General features: G+C 62.9%; 18 protein-coding genes and 1 tRNA gene. 8 read left to right on the forward strand and 11 right to left on the reverse strand.

Going from position 1 to position 20,378, the window contains the following annotated elements; genetic code table 11:
* Nucleotides 1-42: 42 nt before the first annotated feature.
* Nucleotides 43-822, reverse strand: a complete 780-nt coding sequence (locus tag AC066S_RS08920) for a DUF2182 domain-containing protein (protein ID WP_126260340.1) — start codon at nt 820-822, stop codon at nt 43-45.
* Between the two features lie 63 nt (nt 823-885).
* Complete coding sequence (locus AC066S_RS08925; protein WP_126260339.1) at nt 886-1,518, reverse strand: DUF1326 domain-containing protein; 633 nt, start codon at nt 1,516-1,518, stop codon at nt 886-888.
* 489 nt (nt 1,519-2,007) lie between these two features.
* Between AC066S_RS08925 and AC066S_RS08930 the strand changes: the two genes are divergently transcribed.
* Nucleotides 2,008-6,834 (forward strand): NAD-glutamate dehydrogenase, encoded by a 4,827-nt coding sequence (locus AC066S_RS08930; protein WP_478269450.1) that lies wholly within the window; start codon nt 2,008-2,010, stop codon nt 6,832-6,834.
* A 21-nt stretch (nt 6,835-6,855) separates the two neighbouring features.
* Complete coding sequence (locus AC066S_RS08935; protein ID WP_478269451.1) at nt 6,856-7,194, forward strand: hypothetical protein; 339 nt, start codon at nt 6,856-6,858, stop codon at nt 7,192-7,194.
* A gap of 130 nt (nt 7,195-7,324) precedes the next feature.
* On the opposite strand, the gene AC066S_RS08940 is transcribed toward AC066S_RS08935, so the two are convergent.
* Nucleotides 7,325-8,254, reverse strand: coding sequence for a LysR family transcriptional regulator (locus tag AC066S_RS08940; protein ID WP_126260336.1), 930 nt, complete (start codon nt 8,252-8,254; stop codon nt 7,325-7,327).
* A gap of 98 nt (nt 8,255-8,352) precedes the next feature.
* Between AC066S_RS08940 and AC066S_RS08945 the strand changes: the two genes are divergently transcribed.
* The 6 genes from AC066S_RS08945 to AC066S_RS08970 all read left to right on the forward strand — a co-directional run bounded on the left by AC066S_RS08945 (nt 8,353) and on the right by AC066S_RS08970 (nt 15,042).
* The gene (locus AC066S_RS08945) at nt 8,353-8,676 is read left to right on the forward strand and encodes a nuclear transport factor 2 family protein (protein WP_235885053.1); all 324 of its coding nucleotides are present in this window, start codon (nt 8,353-8,355) and stop codon (nt 8,674-8,676) included.
* The gene (locus tag AC066S_RS08950; protein WP_126260335.1) at nt 8,676-9,455 is read left to right on the forward strand and encodes an SDR family oxidoreductase; all 780 of its coding nucleotides are present in this window, start codon (nt 8,676-8,678) and stop codon (nt 9,453-9,455) included. The genes AC066S_RS08945 and AC066S_RS08950 overlap by 1 nt, the downstream gene beginning before the upstream one ends.
* Nucleotides 9,456-9,917: 462 nt before the next feature.
* Nucleotides 9,918-11,561, forward strand: a complete 1,644-nt coding sequence (locus AC066S_RS08955) for a GMC family oxidoreductase (protein WP_126260334.1) — start codon at nt 9,918-9,920, stop codon at nt 11,559-11,561.
* 120 nt (nt 11,562-11,681) lie between these two features.
* The gene (locus tag AC066S_RS08960) at nt 11,682-12,503 is read left to right on the forward strand and encodes an alpha/beta fold hydrolase (RefSeq protein WP_164718914.1); all 822 of its coding nucleotides are present in this window, start codon (nt 11,682-11,684) and stop codon (nt 12,501-12,503) included.
* 176 nt (nt 12,504-12,679) lie between these two features.
* Nucleotides 12,680-13,789 carry an FAD-dependent monooxygenase gene (locus AC066S_RS08965; RefSeq protein WP_126260332.1) on the forward strand — a complete coding sequence of 370 codons (1,110 nt, stop codon included), beginning with the start codon at nt 12,680-12,682 and terminating at the stop codon, nt 13,787-13,789.
* 194 nt (nt 13,790-13,983) lie between these two features.
* A complete protein-coding gene (locus AC066S_RS08970) occupies nt 13,984-15,042 on the forward strand; it encodes a helix-turn-helix domain-containing protein (RefSeq protein WP_164718913.1) in 1,059 nt (352 codons plus the stop codon).
* Nucleotides 15,043-15,229: 187 nt separating this feature from the next.
* Here AC066S_RS08970 and AC066S_RS08975 read toward each other — a convergent pair.
* The 8 genes from AC066S_RS08975 to AC066S_RS09010 form a co-directional block, all read right to left on the reverse strand.
* Nucleotides 15,230-15,305: transfer RNA gene (locus AC066S_RS08975), tRNA-Phe, on the reverse strand.
* 185 nt (nt 15,306-15,490) lie between these two features.
* Nucleotides 15,491-15,673, reverse strand: coding sequence for a DNA gyrase inhibitor YacG (yacG, locus tag AC066S_RS08980; protein ID WP_126260330.1), 183 nt, complete (start codon nt 15,671-15,673; stop codon nt 15,491-15,493).
* A gap of 144 nt (nt 15,674-15,817) precedes the next feature.
* Entirely contained in the window at nt 15,818-16,447 is a 630-nt protein-coding gene (locus tag AC066S_RS08985; protein ID WP_126260329.1) for a Maf-like protein, read from the reverse strand.
* A 200-nt stretch (nt 16,448-16,647) separates the two neighbouring features.
* A complete protein-coding gene (locus tag AC066S_RS08990) occupies nt 16,648-17,115 on the reverse strand; it encodes an arsenate-mycothiol transferase ArsC (protein ID WP_478269452.1) in 468 nt (155 codons plus the stop codon).
* A 71-nt stretch (nt 17,116-17,186) separates the two neighbouring features.
* Nucleotides 17,187-17,684 (reverse strand): UPF0262 family protein, encoded by a 498-nt coding sequence (locus tag AC066S_RS08995; RefSeq protein ID WP_126260326.1) that lies wholly within the window; start codon nt 17,682-17,684, stop codon nt 17,187-17,189.
* Complete coding sequence (gene hisD / locus AC066S_RS09000; protein ID WP_126260325.1) at nt 17,681-18,976, reverse strand: histidinol dehydrogenase; 1,296 nt, start codon at nt 18,974-18,976, stop codon at nt 17,681-17,683. The genes AC066S_RS08995 and hisD overlap by 4 nt, the downstream gene beginning before the upstream one ends.
* 144 nt (nt 18,977-19,120) lie before the next feature.
* Nucleotides 19,121-19,570 (reverse strand): DUF2948 family protein, encoded by a 450-nt coding sequence (locus AC066S_RS09005; protein WP_126260324.1) that lies wholly within the window; start codon nt 19,568-19,570, stop codon nt 19,121-19,123.
* Nucleotides 19,571-19,652: 82 nt separating this feature from the next.
* Nucleotides 19,653-20,312 (reverse strand): NAD-dependent epimerase/dehydratase family protein, encoded by a 660-nt coding sequence (locus AC066S_RS09010; protein WP_478269453.1) that lies wholly within the window; start codon nt 20,310-20,312, stop codon nt 19,653-19,655.
* Nucleotides 20,313-20,378 lie beyond the last annotated feature (66 nt).

The following is a 20,378-nucleotide window of genomic DNA, read 5'->3' on the forward strand; positions in this document are numbered from 1 at the left end:
TTGGTAAAATGGGAGACGATATTTCAACTCTGTACCGGTTTCTCACATCGCGCGTGCCAGGACGATCATACCGGACAGGACGAGGATCGCGCCCGCCGCATGACTCAATCGTCGGCCGAACGGCAGCAGTTTCTCAGCGGCGACATAGAGCGCGATGCCGATGATCCAGGTCAGATTCATCACGCCGCCGACGAACAGCAATACCATCAGAAACCAGCAGCAGCCGATGCAGTAGCTGCCGTGGCGAAGTCCCATCCGGAATGCTCCGAGCGTGCCGGGCAGCCAGTGCCGGCTGAGAAACAACAACGGACTCTCACAATAGCGCAGGCAGGAATGTTTGAGCGGCGTGAACTGATAGAGCCCCGCGGCAACCAGGATGCCGCCGCCCAGGATCGCGCTGGTGCTTGCCATCGCCATCGACAACAGCCCGTAGCGTTCGAGCGCCCCTTGCGCCAGGACCGCAGCGAGGCTGAACCCGGCCCATGCCACGAGGTAGCCGGCAAGGAAGATCCAGGCATCGATCGCGGCGCGGGACTCGGTCTCCTGCTTGCGCTTGACGGTCGCATACAACAGCACGGTGGGCGCTGCACTCGGCGCCATCATCGCGATCATCATCACCCACCACATCACGAACAGCAGCGCGGCATAGAGCGGCGTCCAAGGCATCGGCGCCATGTCCGGCATGTCCGCCATCATCTCGGTATCCATGCCGGCACCGCTCGCAAGATAGGCCCAGGCGAGCGCCGCCACTGCGGCGGTCCCGATCGCGACGACCAGCCGGTCGCGACGGAGCAGATGTTCCAGCATCAAGCGCCCCTGCATGGACTTGTCCGGGATCGCGATGAGGAGCCGACATCGAGATCTCGTCCCGATGTCGGCGCTGCATCATGCCGCAACGCCCTCGGGCGTCTGCACGACATTGGCGAGCGAGCTGTGCGTGCCCTTGGTCTCGAACGGGATCGCGCCGGTCGAGCGGATGTTGGCGGACGCAACCTCGGCGGCCCTGTGCTCGAAGCCCTCCGGCATGACCACCTGGATGCGGTGCGATTGACCCGTCACCGGATTCTTGATCGGCTCGACATCGGTCTCGAGCACGCCCTTGGCCACGAGCTTGGCGACGCGCCCGTCCTTGTCGAAGGAAAACTCGAACGGCGCAAACACCGGATCGTGGATCTTGGTGACGATCATGCTGACGATCTGGAACAGCGTGCCCTCGGCTGAATGCTTGCCGGAAAAGACCTCGAACAGCGCCTGACGCTGCTCCGCCGTGGCGCGTTCGTCGATGATGGGCTGGATTGTCCCGTTGCCCTCATGCAGCGCCCCGGGGAAATCGACCGTGATCGCAAAGCAGAGACCGTCGAGCCTGGTCGCCCCGAAATGCCCTTTGGCAATCCGCATGCCGACCATGCCCTTACAATAGCCCTTGGTAGGCGGCGCGTTGAAATCGCAGGGGCAGCCAAACGCGCAGGTGCAATTCTTCATCCATTCGCCTTCGAGACGCCAATCCGATGCAGCCATGGCACAACTCCCAGTGTGAGCGAGGACGCGGCAGCTGTTGACGAACTTGTTCAGCGTTGTTGTCGAGGCAATGCAAAGAGGCGCGAGCGGGATCGAGGTCCGATCAGAAGGCCGGCATCGCAGAAAAGTATGGTGGCGAGCTGCCGTTTACCGTCTTACGATCATATCAGTCGCAGCCGGACACGTACAGCGACCGAAGGTCGTAGTACATCTCGGAGATGACCGACGCCAGGAACACGGTGCGCCACTCCGAACAAACCTGCGAACTCGTATGTCATTGAATGTACTTACGATTTATCATGACGCCGACGACGCAGCGGTCGTAGGGCTTTTCGCCGCGACTCCGCGCGCCTTGACCGCTCGGAGTGGTAAGATCAGGTGCCGAGGGCAGATTTCGCGGCGCCGGATCGCGGTCAAGATGACGGCGCTCGAAGTGATGAACTCCAGAAGCAAGCTGATGATCGCGATTGCGATCGGACGCTGCGAGAGATGGAGGACGTTATGGAAGCGTGGCGCGACGACAAGGCCCGGTCGACCCTCATTCGCGATGCAGCGGGAAGCGTACAGCTAGGCAACACGCCCCGGACTTTCGCCGAACTCCTGTTCGGCCACACCAACAGCGAGGATCTCGCCAACCACGACGCCGCTTCGCTGGCCTTCCTGGCCGAGCAGGCCTGGGAGCACGTACAGCGGCGCACGGCGGGTCACGCCGATATTCGCATCGTCAATCCGATGATGCCGGATGGCCGCGAGATCTCCGTGCTCGAAATTCTCAACGACAATATGCCGTTCCTGTTCGATTCCACCCTGGCGGAGCTTGCCGAGCAGGGTATCGAGGTCACCCTGGTCGCTCATCCGATCATCGCGGTAGAGCGCGACGAGCAAGGCAAGCTGATGCGCTTCCATGGCGAAGGCCTGGAGGGAGCAAAGGGCGCCCGCGAAAGCCTCATTCATCTGCACATCGCCCGCATGGACGTCGACGCCGACCGCCAAAAGCTGGTTGATGAGCTGACCATGACGTTGAATGACGTGCGCGCCTGCGTCACCGACTGGAAGCCCATGCGTGCCCGCATCGAGCAGGCGATCAAGACCTTCGCGACCGATCCGCCTCCGCTGCCGATCGACGAGATCGCCGAAGCCAGCCAGTTCCTGCAATGGCTGTGCTTAGACAATTTTACCTTTCTGGGCGTGCGCGAATATCGTTTCTCGCCCGACAGCGATGCGTCGGACGACATCACGACCGGTGAGGGCCTCGGCATCCTGCGCGATCCCGAGGTGAAGGTCCTGCGCCGCGGTCACGAAATGGTGGTGATGACGTCGGAAATTCGCGAGTTCATGCGGGAGCCGAGCCTCCTCATCGTCATCAAGGCCAACGTCTCCAGCCGCGTTCATCGCCGCATCCGGATGGATTATGTGGGCATCAAGCTCTACACACCCGACGGCGGGCTCGAAGGGGAATTGCGCCTCGTCGGTCTGTTCACCTCCGGCGCCTATACCCGCTCGGTCAAGCAAATCCCTTATGCCCGCCACAAAGTGGTGCAGGTGCTGCAGCGTGCCGGCTTCGACCCGAATAGCCATTCGGGCAAGGCGCTCACGCATATTCTCGAGGATTATCCGCGCGACGATCTGTTTCAGATCGACGTCGACACGCTCTACAATTTCGTCGTGGAGATCCTGATCCTCTATGAGCGCCCCCGCGTCCGGGTGCTGGCACGCGTGGACAAGTTCGATCGCTTCGTCTCCATCCTCTGCTTCATTCCGCGCGACAAATACGACACCGACGTGCGCACGCGCGTCGGCGCCTTCCTGTCGCAGGTCTACAAGGGGATCCTGTCGGCCTCCTACGTATCCTTCCCGGAAGGTTCGCTTGCGCGCGTCCACTACATCATCGGCCGATATGAAGGTAAAACTCCGGTGGTCGAACGCCCGACCCTCGAAGCCGGGATCAGCGCCATTGCCGAGACCTGGGCCGACAAGTTGAAGGTCGCGCTGGCTGCGTCTGCAGATGGCATGCGGGCGCGCATGCTCGCAAGCCGTTATGCCCAGGCCTTTTCCGCCGGCTACACCGAGATATTCAGCGCCGAACAGGCGCTCGCCGACATCGCAACCATCGAAAAGCTCTCCTCAGCCAGACCGGTGACGATTTCGGTTTACCGCCTCGAGGGGGACGACGATCCCAGACGATTCGGCCTGAAGGTCTTCTCGGACGCCACGCCGCTGTCGCTATCCTATCGCGTGCCGGTGATTGAAAATCACGGCCTGAACGTGGTCAACGAACGCACCTATCAGATCGTGCCGCGCACCTGGCAGTCGCCGGCATGGCTGCACGATATGACAATCGAGACCAGCGACGGAAAGCCGATCGCAATCAACGATGAATTCAACCATCGTCTGGAAGCCTCGATCATGGCAGTGGTCCGCGATCGCGCCGAATCCGACGGATTCAACGCACTGATCCTGCGCACAGCCCTGAGCTGGCGGGAAGTATCGACGATCCGCGCGCTGTCGCGCTACCTCCATCAGATCCGCGCTCCGTTCACCCAGGACTATATGTGGGAGACACTGCGCAAGAATGCCGCGATTACCGCCAACATCGTTGCCCTGTTCCAGGGCCGCCTCGATCCGCGCCTTGGACTCACGATTGCGGAGCGATCGTCGCGCGAGATGGCCCTCGTCGCCGAGATCGAGGAGCAGCTCAATTCCGTCGCCTCGCTCGATGAAGACCGCATCCTGCGCCGCTTCACCAATCTGGTGCAGGCAACCATCCGCACCAATTTGTGGCAGGTCGGTCAGGACGGGCACCCGCATCCGGTGATCTCCTTCAAGTTCGACGCGCGCAAGATCGAGGCCCTGCCGGCTCCGCGACCATTGTACGAGATTTTCGTCTACTCGCCCCGCGTCGAAGGCATTCATCTGCGCTTCGGCAAGGTCGCGCGGGGCGGTCTGCGCTGGTCCGACCGGCCGCAGGATTTCCGTACCGAGATCCTGGGCCTCGTGAAGGCACAACAGGTGAAGAACGCCGTGATCGTGCCGGTCGGCGCGAAGGGCGGCTTCGTGCCCAAGCGCCTGCCGTCGCCCTCGAGTCGCGACCACTTCATGGCGGAAGGCACCGAAGCCTATCGTATCTTCGTTCGCACGCTGCTCGAACTCACTGACAATCTTGACCGCGACACCATAGTGCCGCCCGACTCGACCGTGCGGCATGACGGTGACGACCCCTACCTGGTCGTCGCAGCCGACAAGGGCACCGCCACCTTCTCCGACATCGCCAACGCGATCTCGACCGAGAAGCACCATTGGCTCGGCGATGCCTTCGCCTCCGGCGGCAGCCAGGGCTACGACCACAAGAAGATGGGGATCACGGCACGAGGCGCATGGGAGGCGGTCAAGCGTCACTTCCGCGAGTTTGGCGCCGACATCCAGACCAAGCCGTTCACGGTTGCCGGCGTCGGCGACATGTCGGGCGATGTCTTCGGTAACGGCATGCTGCTCTCGCCGGCGACGAAGCTCGTCGCGGCGTTCGATCACCGCGACATCTTCATCGATCCATCGCCTGAACCGGCGATCAGCCTCGCCGAACGCAAGCGCCTGTTCGGCCTGCTGCGATCGAGCTGGCAGGACTATGACAAGTCCCTGATCTCGCAAGGCGGTGGCGTGTTCTCGCGCTCGCTCAAGGCGATCCCGCTTGCACCGGAAGTGCGCGCACTGCTTGATCTCGACAAGCCGCAGGCCACGCCGTTCGAGGTGATGACAGCGATCCTCAAGGCCCGCGTGGACCTCCTGTGGTTTGGCGGCATCGGCACCTATATTCGCTCGTCCTCGGAAAGCGATGATCAGGCCGGCGACCGCGCCAACGATCCGATCCGCATCGCGGGCGCCGATGTCCGTGCGCGGGTGATCGGCGAAGGCGCCAATCTCGGGGTCACCCAGCGCGGCCGTATCGAGGCGGCGCAGAAGGGCGTCAAGCTCAACACCGACGCCATCGACAATTCGGCCGGCGTGAACACGTCCGACGTCGAGGTCAACATCAAGATCGCGCTGGCGCGCCCCGAGCGCGAGGGACACCTCAGTCTTGGCGACCGTAACAGCCTGCTCGCCGCGATGACCGAGGAGGTTGGCGCACTCGTGCTGCGCAACAATTATCTTCAGACGCTGGCGCTCTCGCTGGCCGAACGGAAGGGCGTGGCCGAGATCGGCTTCCTCACCCGCCTGATGCAATCGCTCGAGCAGCGCGGCCTACTCAGCCGCGCCGTGGAGTTCTTGCCCGACGACGCGGCGATCACCGAGCGCACCAGGCGCGGCCAGCTCCTGACACGGCCCGAGCTTGCCGTGTTGCTCGCTTACGCCAAGCTGACGCTCTACGACGACCTGCTCGCGACCGGCGTGCCTGACGATCCCTATCTCGCCCGCGAACTATCCCAGTATTTTCCGCGCCAGGTGCAGGAGAAATTCCCCACGGCGGTGCAGTTGCATCGGTTGCGGCGGGAGATCATCGCCACCAGTCTCGCCAATGCCGTGATCAACCGGGGCGGTCCGGCCTGTGTCGTGCGCCTGGCCGACGAGACCGATGCCGATGTCGCCACCATCGTCATGGCTTTCGTCGCGGTCAATGAATCCTACGGCCTCCAGCGGCTCAATGCCGCGATCGATGCACTCGACACCCGCATCGACGGGCAATTGCAACTCGGCCTCTACGCGACGATCCAGGATCTCCTGCTCTCACGCATGGTGTGGTACGTGCGCAATGCTGATTTCAAAGCCGGTCTGGACGCCGTGATCGCGCACTTCAGTCCCGGAATTCGGGAGGTCGCCGCCGGGCTCGACAAGACCCTGCCGCAGGACTTGCAGGCTGGGCGCACCAAGCGGCGGCAGGATCTGATCGGTGCCGGCGTCCCAGCAGGACTTGCCGCAGAGCTCGCCGATCTCGACGTGCTCGTCTCCGCACCGGATATCGTCACCGTCGCGGAGCGCACCAGCCGGGCCATCGGTGACGCCGCCACGACCTTCTTCGCCGTCGAGGCCGATTTCAGGCTCGATCGGATCATCGCCGCCGCGCGCAGTGTGCCGGCAAACGACAATTATGAACGTCTCGCGATCGATCGCGCCGTCGACCAGATCGCGGCCGCGGAAAGAAGACTGGTCGCCAACATGCTGGCAAACGGCGAGTCCGGCCAAGAGGCCGCCGGCAACTGGCTTGCGGCTCATCCTGAGGCGACGCGCATCCGCCGCTCGGTCGAGGAAATCGCGGCCAGCGGCCTGACGCTCGCCAAGCTGACGGTGGCGGCCAATTTGCTGGGGGACTTGGTCAAGGGCTGATGCACGACGGAAAGGGACCCAATGACCCACGCGACCTGCCATACCGCCGACAACGTCCTCTGCCTCGAGTTCGATGCCACACCATGGTTCAGTGCGGCTGACGCGCCAAGCATTGTCGAGTTGGCCCGACAAGGCTGGTCCAGCGCCGCGATCGCGGAATCCCTCGAGGGCCGACCAGGATATGCGCGCTTGCATGACCTCGTTGAGTATGCCGCGCAGCGCCTGCAATCAGAATCGCTGGAGGACCCAACCTGGGAAACCTTCGAGTGTGTCGTCGATGGTTCGGAGGCTATGGCCTGGCTGGAGAAGAACCGGCCTGATGTCGCCGCAAGTATCTCGCGGGCGCCCGGCGATCGTTAGCGTTGGAATGGTGCGCCACTACGGACATAAATACGAACTTGTATGTCATTGAAATCATGATGTAATTGAGCAGCGATGACGTTCTAAAACTGGCAATGCCGTTCGTGACGTGGAGCGGACATCTAAGTCGTCAATTCTCGATCCCATTGCCTAACTTTGGCGCAGATGAACTCGCTAGCTCGCGCGCCAGAGCGAGGAACGCTTTCAACCCTGCCGACGGATTTCTACGTCCGGGGTAATACAGGCACAGTCCGGGAAAAGGGGGCGTCCAATCGTCCAGCAGGCGCACGAAGCGCTTTGCCTTGATGTCGGCCAATACGCTTTGCTCCATAAAACAGCCAATACCGATATTCTCGGCGACGGCAACGCGAGCAAGAGTCACTTCGTCGAGCACAATTGGGCCGGGCGGATCGATTTGAATCGCTTCTCCGTCCCGTTCAAACCGCCAGCGGAACAACGCTCCATCCGGCAGCCGGACCCGGATGCATCGGTGGTTCAAAAGGTCGGGGGGCACGCGCGGGCGGCCATGATTCTTCAGATATTCCGGCGACGCCACAATGGCATATCGCTGCGCGCGGCCAAGCGACACAGTGATCATGTCGCTGGGCACAAGGTTGGCGACCCGAACGCCGAGATCGAAGCCGTCGGCAACGACATCGACCAGTCGACCTTCGGTGACCAGATCGACATTCATGTCCGGATAGCGGCGCAGAAATTCGATGACGAGCGGGGATATGATTTCCCGGGCGGCGAACGGGGCCGCATTGATCCTGATCGTGCCCGACGGGGTCTCGCGCTGGGATCGCACCGCGTCCAATGCCCCCTGGAGATTTTGGAGTGCGGGGCCAACCTGCTCCACGAACAACCGCCCTGCATCGGTCACCGATACGCTGCGGGTCGTCCGGTTGAACAGGCGGACACCGAGGCGTTCCTCGAATTTCGCGATCGCATGGCTCAGCGCAGTGGTGGACATGCCAAGGTCAATCGCGGCAGCCCGAAAACTTCCCCGCCGCGCAATGGCGATGACCGCTTCCAGATCGTTCAGCCCCGCACGCTCCATTATCCCAAACCATTCAATTCCTCATCCCGATTTATCCCACTTATTGCAGCAATGGTCGAGTGCTAGCTGAGGGCAGGTTCATGCACTGGAGGATCGAGATGTTGAATTTGCCCCGCATAATCGAAGCGTTTTTTGACGCGGATACTCGCAACGATCCAGACGCCCTAGTCGCAGCGTTCTCTCGCAACGGATCGGTGACGGACGAAGGCGTTGTTCACCAGGGGAGCGACGCAGTCCGGATTTGGTGGAGAGCCGCCAAGGACAAATATCACCACGTCGCCGTACCGGTCGAGGTCGCAAGCGCGGGCGATAAATTGAGAGTGAGAGCAACAGTGACGGGCCGCTTTCCCGGGAGCCCTGCCGTGCTCAATTACACCTTCACGATTGCGAACGGTGAAATCGCCGGCCTGGAGATCGGGTAATGGCCGAATTTCTCACATTGAAAGGAAAGCGCGCGCTGATCACCGCCGGAACCAAGGGCGCCGGCGCCGCGACTTTGAAGATGTTCCGCGAGCTGGGCGCGCAAGTGATGACATGCGCGCGTAGCCGTACGGAAACGTTGCCTGAGGCACTTTTCGTCGCGGCCGATCTCACCACGGAGGAGGGTTGCTCGACCGTTGCCGAAGCCGTCGGTGAGCGACTTGGCGGCGTGGACATTATCGTGCACATGCTCGGCGGATCGTCAGCGCCCGGAGGCGGCTTCATGGCGATCACCGACGCCGGTTGGCACGAGGAACTCCATCTCAATCTTTTCCCGGCCGTCCGCCTCGACAAGCATCTTCTGCCGGGCATGATCGCTCAGGGAAGCGGCGTCGTTATTCATGTATCCTCCATTCAAAGGCAACTTCCTCTGCCGGAATCGACGACGGCCTATGCCGCCGCAAAGGCTGCGCTTTCGACCTATAGCAAGGCGCTCTCGAAGGAAGTTGCGGCCAAGGGCGTCCGCGTCGTGCGGGTCTCGCCAGGGTGGATCGAAACGGAAGCGTCGGCGGCGCTTGCCCATCGGTTGGCCGAGCATGCCGGCACCGACTACGAGGGCGGCAAAAAAATCATCATGGAGTCGCTCGGCGGCATCCCGCTAGGCCGCCCGACGACTCCGGACGAGGTCGCCAGCCTCATCGCCTTCCTTGCGTCCGATCGTGCTTCGGCAATAACCGGCGCTGAATACACCATCGACGGCGGAACCGTGCCAACGGCGTAGCGAAGGCGATGCTACCCCAGATGGGGTATCCCGCTCGATGCGGAGCGGCAACGCGTGCCGCTCCCGATTGTCATTGTTTCTCGTCCCGATCGCGGCCGGCAGAAGGCGTCAGGCGAGCGTCTCACTGTTGCTGTGGGTTCAACAACCCCACCGATAGCAAGCGGACGTCGAACGCAGTTGACCGTGATGAATGGCGGCAGATCCCATCGCGCCTCCCGCAACTGAGGCATTCGGACCGACACATCACGAAATCGTTTGAAAGCAACGGGCCCAGGCTCGATTTCCTAGAGCTTTGGCGAGTCGGTCACAAAAACCGCGTCGTATCAATCGCTTGCCATGATGCTCGGCACCAAATTTCGGCGAGTCAAAAATTGCTGGAATTGATAAATTTGTTGAATTTGAAATCTGATCCATCTATCAGGCACGCCTCGTCACTCGAACTCATCGACAGAGGTCAACCAGATGAACGACGCATCCCAAGCCTTTCGGCGCCACGAGGCAGCATCAAACGGCGTCTCCTGTGCGGGAGAGAGCGGTACCGAATTCGACTTCATCGTCTGCGGGGCTGGATCCAGCGGATCGGTTGTTGCGGCCAGGCTCGCCGAAGACGGAAGGGCACGCGTTCTGCTTCTCGAAGCCGGCGGCGACGACAATTGCACCTCCGTCTCCGATCCGTCGCAGTGGCCAGTCAACCTCGGCAGTGCGCGGGATTGGGGATTCGTCGGTGAGCCCGCATCCGGGCTCGGCGGCCGAAGACTGCCGCTCAGCATGGGCAGAGGGCTCGGGGGAGGCTCAAGCATCAACGTGATGGTGTGGGCACGTGGCCACAAGGAAGATTGGAATCACTTCGCGGCGGAAGCGGGCGACGATGCGTGGGGCTACGAGTCGGTGCTGGGCTACTATCGCCGGATCGAAGATTGGCGCGGTGCGCCCGATGCAGTTCGACGCGGAAGCGGCGGCCCGGTCTATGTTGCGCAACCGGACGCACCTCAGGCTGTCGCACGCGCATTGGTGAATGCCGCCGGCCTCATGGGCATTCCGGTTTTCGACAGCGCCAACGGCGAGATGATGGAAGGTCCGGGAGGGGCGTCGATCGCGGAACTCAGGATTCGTGACGGCAAGCGGGAGTCGGTTTTCCGTTCCTATGCTCACCCGGCGATGGGGCGGCCGAATCTCACCGTTCTCACCGATGCGCTGGTCACGCGTCTGCTGTTCGACGGCAAGACGGTCACGGGCATCGAAGCTCTGGTCAATGGCGCGCGCCGTCGGTTTCGCGCAACGTGCGAGACGGTGCTGTCGCTGGGGGCCGTCCAGACGCCCAAGGTTCTCATGCAGTCAGGTATCGGCTCGAGCGACGAGCTGAAGCTCCACGGCATCCCGGTCGTTCAGCATCTGCCGGGGGTCGGTCGCAATCATCAGGATCATCTCGCCTTTGGGTGCACCTGGGCCTACCGCAAGCCGGAGGCTGTCGGTGGCGGGGGGTGCGAAGCGACGCTCTATTGGAAAAGCGATTCCCGGCTGCTTCAGCCGGACATCCTGCAGTGCCAGCTCGAATTTGCGGTGCCGGCGCCTGCGGAAGCGGAGATCGCCACGCCGGAACATGGCTGGACGATGTTCACCGGGCTTGCACAACCGAAAAGCCGGGGTTGGCTGCGTCTTTCCGGGCCGGACCATAGCGATCGCATTCTCATCGAGCCGAACTCCCTGAGCGAGCCGGAAGATCTGGCGGCTGCTTTGGCAGCGGTGGAATTGTGTCGGGAGGTCGGCAACAGCGAGGCCTTCGCTCCGCTCGTCAGCGGCGAGGCAGCGCCAGGTCGACGCGATCGTCCGGGTCTGATCGATTTCATACGCAAGTCAGCGGTCACCTATTGGCATCAGTCCTGCACTGCCAAGATGGGACGCGACAGCATGTCCGTGGTGGACAGCCGGCTCAAGGTCTACGGCATCGAGGGCCTTCGGGTCGCCGACGCATCGATCATGCCGCGCATCACGACGGGAAACACGATGGCGCCGTGCGTCGTCATCGGAGAGCGGGCTGCAGACCTGATCCGGGCACAGCACGGCTTGTCCCATGCGCAAGGCCTCGAAGCCACTCACCACGCCTGATTCCGGCGAGGCATCCAACATAACCGCGAGGCGTGCACGCAAGCACGCCACGACTTACCTCATCAGCGTGACCAGCCCGTTCGCCTGTCGTCGGGCCGGCGCAGTGTGCAGAAAATGGACATGCCAACAACAACTCTCAAAGTCAAAACCTCTCATGGAACGATCGCTGTCGAAACGAGAGGAGCCGGCTTTCCCGTCGTCTTCATTCATGGAAATTCGGCATGCCGGGCGGTATTTCAGAAGCAGATGTTGTCACCGCTGCTGGATAGCTACCATCTGATCAGCTTCGATCTGCCCGGCCATGGCGATTCGGAAGATGCCAAGGATCGCGCGCGAACCTACTCGCGTCCTGGACTGGCGGATCTTGTCATCGAGCTTCTTGGTGAGCTTGGCATCGACCATGCAGCGATCGTCGGCGCCTCGCTCGGCGGACATATCGCCATCGAGATGCTGTCACGCTCTAATATCTCGCGCGGACAGTTTCTGATGGGGACGCCAGCAGTGGGTTCAAATTTTTCGGAAGGGTTCGTGTCGAAGCCATTGAACGGCCTGGCATCGAGGGGAGAGCTCACGTCAGAAGAGGCACGGGAATTCGCGGAGTTGGTATACGGCAGCGATTTTGAGCCGTTCATGCAGCGGGCCATCGAGCGAGCCGATCGCGAGTTCAGGGGCAATCTTTTCAGTGCCGCAAGAAGCGGTGCAGGCGTCAATCAACGCGCGGTACTCGAACTGACGACCGTCCCGACCGCAATCGTGAATGGCGAGAACGACGCAATCATCAACCTCGATTATGTCGACAGCGTTCGCTACGCGAACCTCTGGAGGGGAAAATGCTTCCGCATTCCGAATGCGACGCATTCCCCCTTCTGGGAAGTCCCGCACATCGTCAATCACCTGCTGTCGGAGTTTTTGAAGGAGCTCACAGGAAGGCGGAGCAATTGATCGGTGTCCGCTGGGAGACGAGGCTTCGGTAGCTTCTCATCGTGCCTCACGGCCTGAATTGTAGCGGCAGCCGGATCGATCACCGAGCGGCGATCTCCGTCGCATCTGCTCGCAACGCCTGAAATGCGAAAGCTCGAAGAGAGCTCCGCTGAAATCAATCAATATCGGACGATGAAATGCGTATACTTATCGTAGGAGCCGGCATCGCCGGGCTCGCGACCTGCCGAGCTTTGTCTCAAAGGGGTTTCCAGCCCCGCATTGTCGAGCGAAACAATCTGGCCGGCGTCGGTGGCGCTGCGCTGTTTCTTCCCGGCAACGGCGTCAGGGCACTCGGCGAGCTGGGACTGCGCGACGCGCTCATGGAGATCTCATATCCAATCTCTCACCAGCGGTTCTTCGATGAGGAGGGCCGCCTGCTCAGCGAGATCGACGCGGATGAATTTTGGCGCGGTGTCGCGCCGTGCAGAAGCATGAAGCGCTCAGCCCTCTGGGAATTACTCAAGGACGGGGTGAGCGACGGCGTCATTCAGCACCGACACATCCTCGACATCAGCAGCGGTCGCTACTGCAGTCGCGTGACATTTCAGGATGGCGAAACAGAGGAGTATGATCTGGTCATTGGTGCCGACGGCGTGAATTCCACGGTGAGGCGGTCTGTCTTCCCGGAGGCGCCGGCGCCTCAATATGTGGGAAACGTATGCTGGCGGTCCATCGTGCCGAATATCTGTCACATCAAGCAATGGACCTTGATGCTCGGAACTACGAAGAGCCTTCTCTTCGAACCCGTGTCATCCTCTGAACTCTACGTCTACGCCGACAAGTCGGCTGACGAAAAGCATCGCAAGTCTTACTCACCAGCGACACCCTTGAGGCCGCTATTCGAGGACATCGCGGGTCCGCTTTGTCCAGTCCTCGAGCTGTGCGCGCAGGCGCAGGTTCACTATGGAGAGCTGATGAGCCTCCAATTGGACAGCTGGTGCCGGAACCGGGTCGTGCTCGTGGGAGACGCTGCGCACGCATCTCCACCGAGCATGGCTCAGGGCGCGAGCATGGCAGTCGAAGATGCCATCGTTCTGGCCAACGAACTTGCGGATGCGCTGTGCGTGGATACGGCGCTCTTGCGATACCAGACACGGCGAAAAAAACGGGTAGATTGGGTTCACCGCCAATGTGTGTCTCGGGACAAGATGCGTCGCTTCCCCCGCAGACTGAGAAACGTCCTCCTGCGCTTTGCGGGCACGCATTTTTACCAGCGGTCTTATGGCCCCCTGACAGCCCAGATTTGAGCCTTTTGTGCAGAGGCCCGACACGAGTTTTCCGACGAGCGCTGCATCTAGGGCCGCTCGCCGGGAGACCAGGCGCCGAGGGTCGGTCGATCCAGCACGCGAATATGGGCCGAACGCAACGTTTTGCCAGCTATCTTCCCTTTATTGCGAATTCGGCGCTATCCATTATGTAAGTTCACACATTGGATGATCGTGTGAAAGACATTTTGACGACCGCCGAGGCGGCACATCTGCTGGGCATTTCGACCCGTACCGCCCAACTCTGGGTGGAGAGCGGGCAGCTTCCATCGTGGAAAACGCCGGGGGGACATCGACGGATACCGCGAGAGGCTGTGCTCAGCCTGATCGAGCGTCCTGCGCAACAGCAATCGGGGGTCAGAGCCCACGCAATCGTATTGGCGGACAAGGGGCGCGGCGCCGATTGGCTCAACGCTGGTCTTCCGGGCTTGGGCCTGCTCCTTCATGTGACGGAAGATGTCCAGCAGGTCCGAGAGTGGCTTGCACTCACGCCGCCCATGCTGATCGTTGTCGAAAATGCAGACGAGGGCGAGCGCAGACGGCTGGTCTCATTGCTGTACCGGGACGTCAATCTCGCGCAAACGGCGATCGTCAGTCTCACCAAGTCAGGCCGTGATGATCCTGTCCCGCAAGGGTCAAATCGTGTTCAACTCGGAATGTTGCCTGATGTCCCTGCGACAAGCGCAGTCGTCGTCAAGGAATTGATGAAGACCAGGCGCAAAGATGTCACGTCAGCCTTTCGAACGCCTTGGAACGAGCGCGCACGATTGGCAGCCGTCAAGGAATCGGGGCTGCTTGGATCTCCCCCCGATCCGGATTTCGACAGGCTCGTCCGATTGGCGGCGCATGCGATTCGGGCCCCGATTGCGATGTTCACGCTCATCACGCAGCGCGAACAGTGGTTCAAATCGCGGACGGGTTTTGATGGATCAACGACGCCTCGCGATTGGGCGTTTTGCAACGAAACGCTCGTCGCCAACGAATTGACCGTCATCGAAGATCTTTCGAAGGCACCTCAGTTTTCGCAGAACCCCACACTGGCTCAGCCGTACGGCTTTCGCTTCTATGCGGGCGCCCCCGTCCGCGACCCCCTCGGTTTTGCTTTGGGGTCAACATGCGTGATCGATGTGAAGCCGAGAAAGTTGAGCGCAAATGAACGCGAGGCGCTCGGCACCATTGCCGATGCCGCATCGAACTTGATCCGGTTGCGAGCGCTGGAGCGCGAGATAAGCTAGTCAGAGCGCAAACGCGCAAGCTGCGGCAAAACTCACGATCTGATCATTTCTGGAAACTTCGCGATCGACCGGCTTGTCCCGGTCGGCTTTGAGCGCTCGCGTCTGACATTCAAGAATGGCCGTTCCGCCGCGAAGCTGACGTGGCATATCTCGGGCAATTCGCAACTTTGCTCGGATTGCCTGTAAATGGTGCCCAGGGGCGGAATCGAACCACCGACACTGCGATTTTCAGTCGCATGCTCTACCAACTGAGCTACCTGGGCGTGCTCCAAGAGAGGGGCCAAAGCCCATCGAGCGGGCGGGTTATAGTGGGCCGGAAGCGGCCTGTCCACCCGGCTTCGCCAAGAGGCTTCGGCGGGGCTCCGCCGGGCGCGGCCCGGCTGTGCATAAGGTGGGGCGGCTGGCGCGCGGCGGGGCGGACTGTTAACTATCTAATTGATATTCCTTCTTATTCGACGTCATCGACGTCGTCGTCGCGGCCGGGGATGACGTAGGTGCCTTTGAGCCAGCGGTTCAGGTCGACGTCGCGGCAGCGCGAGGAGCAGAACGGGCGGGTGGCTTCCGATTGCGGCTTGCCGCAGATCGGGCAGGTCTTGAGTGGGCTGGCGGGCTTTTTGACCTGGTCGTCCATGATGTCGGCAGCTTGCGCGGGGTGAAAGGGTTCAAGAGCCTGTCGGCAAACGGGTTCCCGGGGCGACGGTGCATGCGCCCCGTCGGGCCATTCTACTGTGCATGGGGTTGTTTTCGCGATTCTGTCGGGCCGCGGCCTGCCGGCTCACACGGCGGTGGAATTGAGCCAGCCGAAGCGGATCGGAAAGCCCTCGCCGCCGAGCAGCGTGGTGGTCTCGTAGAGCGGCAGGCCGACGACGTTGGTGTAGGACCCGACCATCTTCACCACGAACGAGCCGGCGATGCCCTGCACGGCGTAGCCGCCGGCTTTGCCGCGCCATTCGCCGGAGCCGATATAGGCCTGGATGTCGTCTTCCGAGAGGCGCTTGAAGCGGACGCGAGTCTCGACCAGGCGCTGGCGGAAGGCTTCGCGCGGCGTGACCAGGCAGATCGCGGTGTAGACGCGGTGGTTGCGGCCCGACAGCAGGCGCAGGCACTGCGCCGCCTCGTCGACCAGATTCGCCTTGGGCAGGATGCGGCGGCCGACCGCGACCACCGTGTCGGCGGCGAGGATGAAGGCGCCGCGCAGCTCGTCGTCGAGCTGCACCGATTTCAGCGCCGCATCGGCCTTGGCCCGCGCCAGCCGATTGGCGCAGGCGCGCGGCAGCTCGCCCCGCCGCGGCGTCTCGTCGACGTCGGCCGGCCGGAGCGCATCCGGCTCGATGCCGGCCTGGTTGAGCAGCGACAGGCGCCGCGGCGAACCGGAGGCAAGTACGAATTTGGGGCGGCCAAGCATCAGGTGATTTGGGGGATGAAGCGGGGGTGAATTGCGCGCGGAACCTATCGGAAGGGGGCAGATTTCACAACCCGGGAACCCGGGGTTTGGTGATTCGAGATTGCCGAGATGGCTGTGCCCGCGGTCTGTGACGCGGGTGTTACGGCTGCCTCACCCCGCAAGCGGGGCGAGGGGGAGGAGGCGCCGCGCCCGGCACGAGGTCAGTCTGACGCCGCGCCCACCTTCGCGAAGCGCCGGCGGATGCGCATCAACAGCTGGTCGCAGACGTCGCGATAGGCTGCGAGCTTCTGGTCGCGGCTGCCCTCGATGGTGGTGGGATCCTGGGTCGGCCAGTACTCGACGTCAGCCGCGAGCGTCCGCGTCAGCTCCAGCGCCTTGTGGTGTGCTTCGGGCGAGAGCGTGATGATGAGGTCGAAATTCAGCCCCTCCCAGTCCTCCAGCTCCTCGAAGGTCTGCGGCTTGTGGGCGGAGATGTCCTGGCCGAGCTCGGCCATCACGGCAATGGCGAACGGATCGAGCTCGCCTTTTCTGGTGCCCGCGGACTTCACATAGAGGCCCTGCGGAAACATGTGCTGCAGCAGGCTTTCGGCCATTGGCGAGCGCACGCTGTTCATCGCGCAGGCGAACAGCACCGATTGCGGATCGCGTGCGCGTGGCGGCGCCGCCATCGCGCCTAGCCTCTATCGATGGAGGGCATGGCCTTGTCGGAAAACCGCTGCACACTTTTCCGGGCCATGCCCTAACCCTTCCAGTGCAGGACGGTAATGAGCGTGAACAGCCGGCGCGAGGTCTCGAAATCCACCCGCACCTTGCCCTTCAGCCGCTCCTGCAGCGTGCGCGATCCCTCGTCATGGATGCCGCGACGACCCATGTCGATGGCCTCGATCTTGTCGGGCGTCGCGGTGCGGATCGCCTGGTAATAGCTGTCGCAGATCATGAAATAGTCCTTCACGATCCGCCGGAACGGCGTCAGCGACAACAGATGCGCGACGACGGGCGTGCCGTCCTCGCGGCGAATGTCGAACATCAGACGGTTGCCGGTGATGCCGATGTGCAGCGTGAACGGGCCCTTCCCCTCCGCGCCCTCGGGCGCGAACAGGTTCTGCTCGATCAGGTCGTAGATCGCGATCGCCCGCTCGTGCTCGATGTCGGGCCCGGAACGGCCGATCGACTCCTCGTCGAGCGTGACGCCGACGATGCGATTGTTGGAGTCGTCCTGTTCGGGCGGCTTTGTCATGACAGATTGAGGCGCAATCCAATCGAGCGCGAATGAGCGTCCAGCCCCTCCGCCTTGCCGAGCGTCATCGCGGCAGGCCCCAGCGCGCGGAGCTGATCCGGGCCGCATTTCAGGATCGAGGTGCGCTTCATGAAGTCGTGCACCGACAGGCCTGAGGAGAATCGCGCCGAACGCGCGGTCGGCAGCACGTGGTTGGAGCCGCCAACGTAATCGCCGATCGCCTCGGGCGTATGCGGCCCGAGGAACACGGCGCCGGCGTTGCGGATCTCTGAGGCGAGCGCATCGGGATCGACAGTCATGATCTCGAGATGCTCGGCGGCGATCGCATTGGCGAGCGGAATGCTGTCGGCAAGGCTCTTCACCATGATGATGGCGCCGAAATCAGCCCAGGACGCGCTGGCGATCGCGGCGCGCGGCAGCGTCTTCAATTGCGCCTCGACCGCCTTTTCGACGTCGGCGGCAAGGCGCGCCGAATCGGTGATCAGGATCGACTGCGCGCTGGCATCATGCTCGGCCTGCGCCAGCAGGTCGGCGGCGATCCAGTCGGCATTGCCGGTGTCGTCGGCGATCACGAGCACTTCGGACGGGCCGGCGATCATGTCGATGCCGACCTTGCCGAACACCAGCCGCTTGGCGGCGGCGACGTAGGCATTGCCGGGGCCGACGATCTTCGCGACCGGCGCGATGGTCGCGGTGCCGTGCGCCAGCGCGGCCACGGCCTGCGCCCCGCCGACGCGGTAAATCTCCGTGACGCCGCCGAGATGCGCGGCCGCCAGCACCAGCGGATTGAGCTTGCCGTCGGGCGAGGGCACCACCATCACGAGGCGCGAGACGCCGGCGACCTTGGCAGGCACCGCGTTCATCAGCACCGAGGACGGATAGGCCGCGGTGCCGCCGGGCACGTAGAGGCCGGCCGATTCGATCGCGGTGTAGCGCCAGCCGAGCTCGACGCCGAGCGCGTCGGTGAAGCGCTCGTCCTGCGGCAATTGCCGCCGGTGATAGGTCTCGATGCGGTCCCGCGCCAGCTTGAGCGCATCCAGCGTCGCGACATCGCAAGCCTTGGTGGCGGCCTCGATCTCGGCGGCGGTGACGCGCAGGCCGGATGCATCCAGCTTCAGGCGGTCGAACTTTGCGGTGGCCTCGAGCAGGGCGGCGTCGCCGCGCCTGGCCACGTCGTCGACGATGGCGCGCGCGGCGGCCTCGACGTCGGCCGAGGCCTCGCGTTTGGCGGCGAGGAAGGCCGCGAATCGCTGGTCAAAATCGGCGCTGCTGCGGTCGAGACGAACGGGCATGTCTGGCTTGGCTTCTGGCTGGTCTTGGGGCGGATTGGCGCACCAGGTCCCATGCTCAATGGCGCGGCGGGGAAGCGGCGTCAACCCTTGCAGGGTGCCGTTCTGGCTCAGGCCTGGGGCGGTGCGGCTGGTATACCGGCTGCTTCACGTCTCGCCCTCGATCTCCACCCCCGTTCCCAGCGCGTCCGCCCCGAGGTCGGTCAGCTCGCATTCCAGGCACTCGACATCGAGCCGGATGGCGCCGCCTTGGGCGAACAACAGCAGGGCACTGCCGGCGGGCTCCTCGTCGCGCCCGCCCCTCGGGTGAAATTCGATGCCGACGAGGTCCAGCACCGTGTCGGGAGCAGCCAGATCGATGTTGCGCGACTTGCAGGCGAGCACGCGGTCGAAGCGGAGCGCGGCGACCAGCCGACGCGGCTCGGCCTCGCCCTCCAGCGTCTGCTCCCAGTCCAGCCGGCTCATTCCGACCACAAGCCGTTTCTCGCTTTGCCGCCAGATGATATCGGAGGCCTGGACACGGGCGTCCTGGACATGGGTCGAGATCACGGCGAGATCGTCGGCGTCGAGTGCGATCAGTTTGAGCTGGGGCGACATCGCCGACGCTTCTCCTTCGGAATGGGCAGGCCTCAACGCGCGCGGGCCGTGAAATTTCCGCACAAACTAACGGGCCGACCGGCTAGAGGCTATTGATATCCTCCATCTCCAGCACCTTGCGCGGATACCCTTCCCGGGCGACGCGGATCATGGCGCGGCCGATCTGCTCGGTCGAGGTGACGAGCCGCGGCGAGAGCCGTCGCAGCACCGACCAGAGCGGCCAGGTTACCGTATAGACCGCCTGCACCCAGGCGGTCTTGGAACGGGCACCATGCAGGGGCTGGATCGCGCCGGGCCGGAACATGTAGGCGGCCCTGAACGGCAGCTTGAGCAGATCATTCTCGGTCTTGCCCTTGATCCGCGCCCACATCCGCGATCCCTGCTCGGTGGAATCGGTGCCGGCGCCGGTGACATAGGTGAAGACCATCTGCGGGTTGAGGCGCGCCAGCGTCGTCGCTGCCGCAAGCGTGAGATCATAGGTGAGGTGGCGGTAGCGCTGCTCGCTCATGCCGATCGAGGAGACGCCGAGGCAGAAAAAGCAGGCATCGAAGTCGGTCAGCTGCGTTTCGATCGCCGAATAGTCCAGAAAATCGTCGTGGATGATCTCGACGAGCTTGGCGTTGCGCACGCCGGTCGGGCTGCGGCCGACCACGAGCACATTGTCGATTCCGGGGTCGACCAGGCATTCGCGCAAGACGCCCTGTCCGACCATGCCGGTCGCGCCGAAGATGATGACTTGCATCGGGATGTCCTCTGACGGACTCGCGGCTCGCCGCTACGCGGCGAGCCCCCCTCTCCCGCAAGGGGA

Source organism: Bradyrhizobium sp. CFUWI, assembly GCF_056429085.1.

Bases quoted from the DNA above. Each gene is read 5' to 3' on its own strand.
- AC066S_RS08920 (WP_126260340.1), bottom strand. From the start codon at position 822: ATGCAGGGGCGCTTGATGCTGGAACATCTGCTCCGTCGCGACCGGCTG.
- AC066S_RS08925 (WP_126260339.1), bottom strand. From the start codon at position 1,518: ATGGCTGCATCGGATTGGCGTCTCGAAGGCGAATGGATGAAGAATTGC.
- AC066S_RS08930 (WP_478269450.1), top strand. From the start codon at position 2,008: ATGGAGGACGTTATGGAAGCGTGGCGCGACGACAAGGCCCGGTCGACC.
- AC066S_RS08935 (WP_478269451.1), top strand. From the start codon at position 6,856: ATGACCCACGCGACCTGCCATACCGCCGACAACGTCCTCTGCCTCGAG.
- AC066S_RS08940 (WP_126260336.1), bottom strand. From the start codon at position 8,254: ATGGAGCGTGCGGGGCTGAACGATCTGGAAGCGGTCATCGCCATTGCG.
- AC066S_RS08945 (WP_235885053.1), top strand. From the start codon at position 8,353: ATGTTGAATTTGCCCCGCATAATCGAAGCGTTTTTTGACGCGGATACT.
- AC066S_RS08950 (WP_126260335.1), top strand. From the start codon at position 8,676: ATGGCCGAATTTCTCACATTGAAAGGAAAGCGCGCGCTGATCACCGCC.
- AC066S_RS08955 (WP_126260334.1), top strand. From the start codon at position 9,918: ATGAACGACGCATCCCAAGCCTTTCGGCGCCACGAGGCAGCATCAAAC.
- AC066S_RS08960 (WP_164718914.1), top strand. From the start codon at position 11,682: ATGCCAACAACAACTCTCAAAGTCAAAACCTCTCATGGAACGATCGCT.
- AC066S_RS08965 (WP_126260332.1), top strand. From the start codon at position 12,680: ATGCGTATACTTATCGTAGGAGCCGGCATCGCCGGGCTCGCGACCTGC.
- yacG (WP_126260330.1), bottom strand. From the start codon at position 15,673: ATGGACGACCAGGTCAAAAAGCCCGCCAGCCCACTCAAGACCTGCCCG.
- AC066S_RS08985 (WP_126260329.1), bottom strand. From the start codon at position 16,447: ATGCTTGGCCGCCCCAAATTCGTACTTGCCTCCGGTTCGCCGCGGCGC.
- AC066S_RS08990 (WP_478269452.1), bottom strand. From the start codon at position 17,115: ATGGCGGCGCCGCCACGCGCACGCGATCCGCAATCGGTGCTGTTCGCC.
- AC066S_RS08995 (WP_126260326.1), bottom strand. From the start codon at position 17,684: ATGACAAAGCCGCCCGAACAGGACGACTCCAACAATCGCATCGTCGGC.
- hisD (WP_126260325.1), bottom strand. From the start codon at position 18,976: ATGCCCGTTCGTCTCGACCGCAGCAGCGCCGATTTTGACCAGCGATTC.
- AC066S_RS09005 (WP_126260324.1), bottom strand. From the start codon at position 19,570: ATGTCGCCCCAGCTCAAACTGATCGCACTCGACGCCGACGATCTCGCC.
- AC066S_RS09010 (WP_478269453.1), bottom strand. From the start codon at position 20,312: ATGCAAGTCATCATCTTCGGCGCGACCGGCATGGTCGGACAGGGCGTC.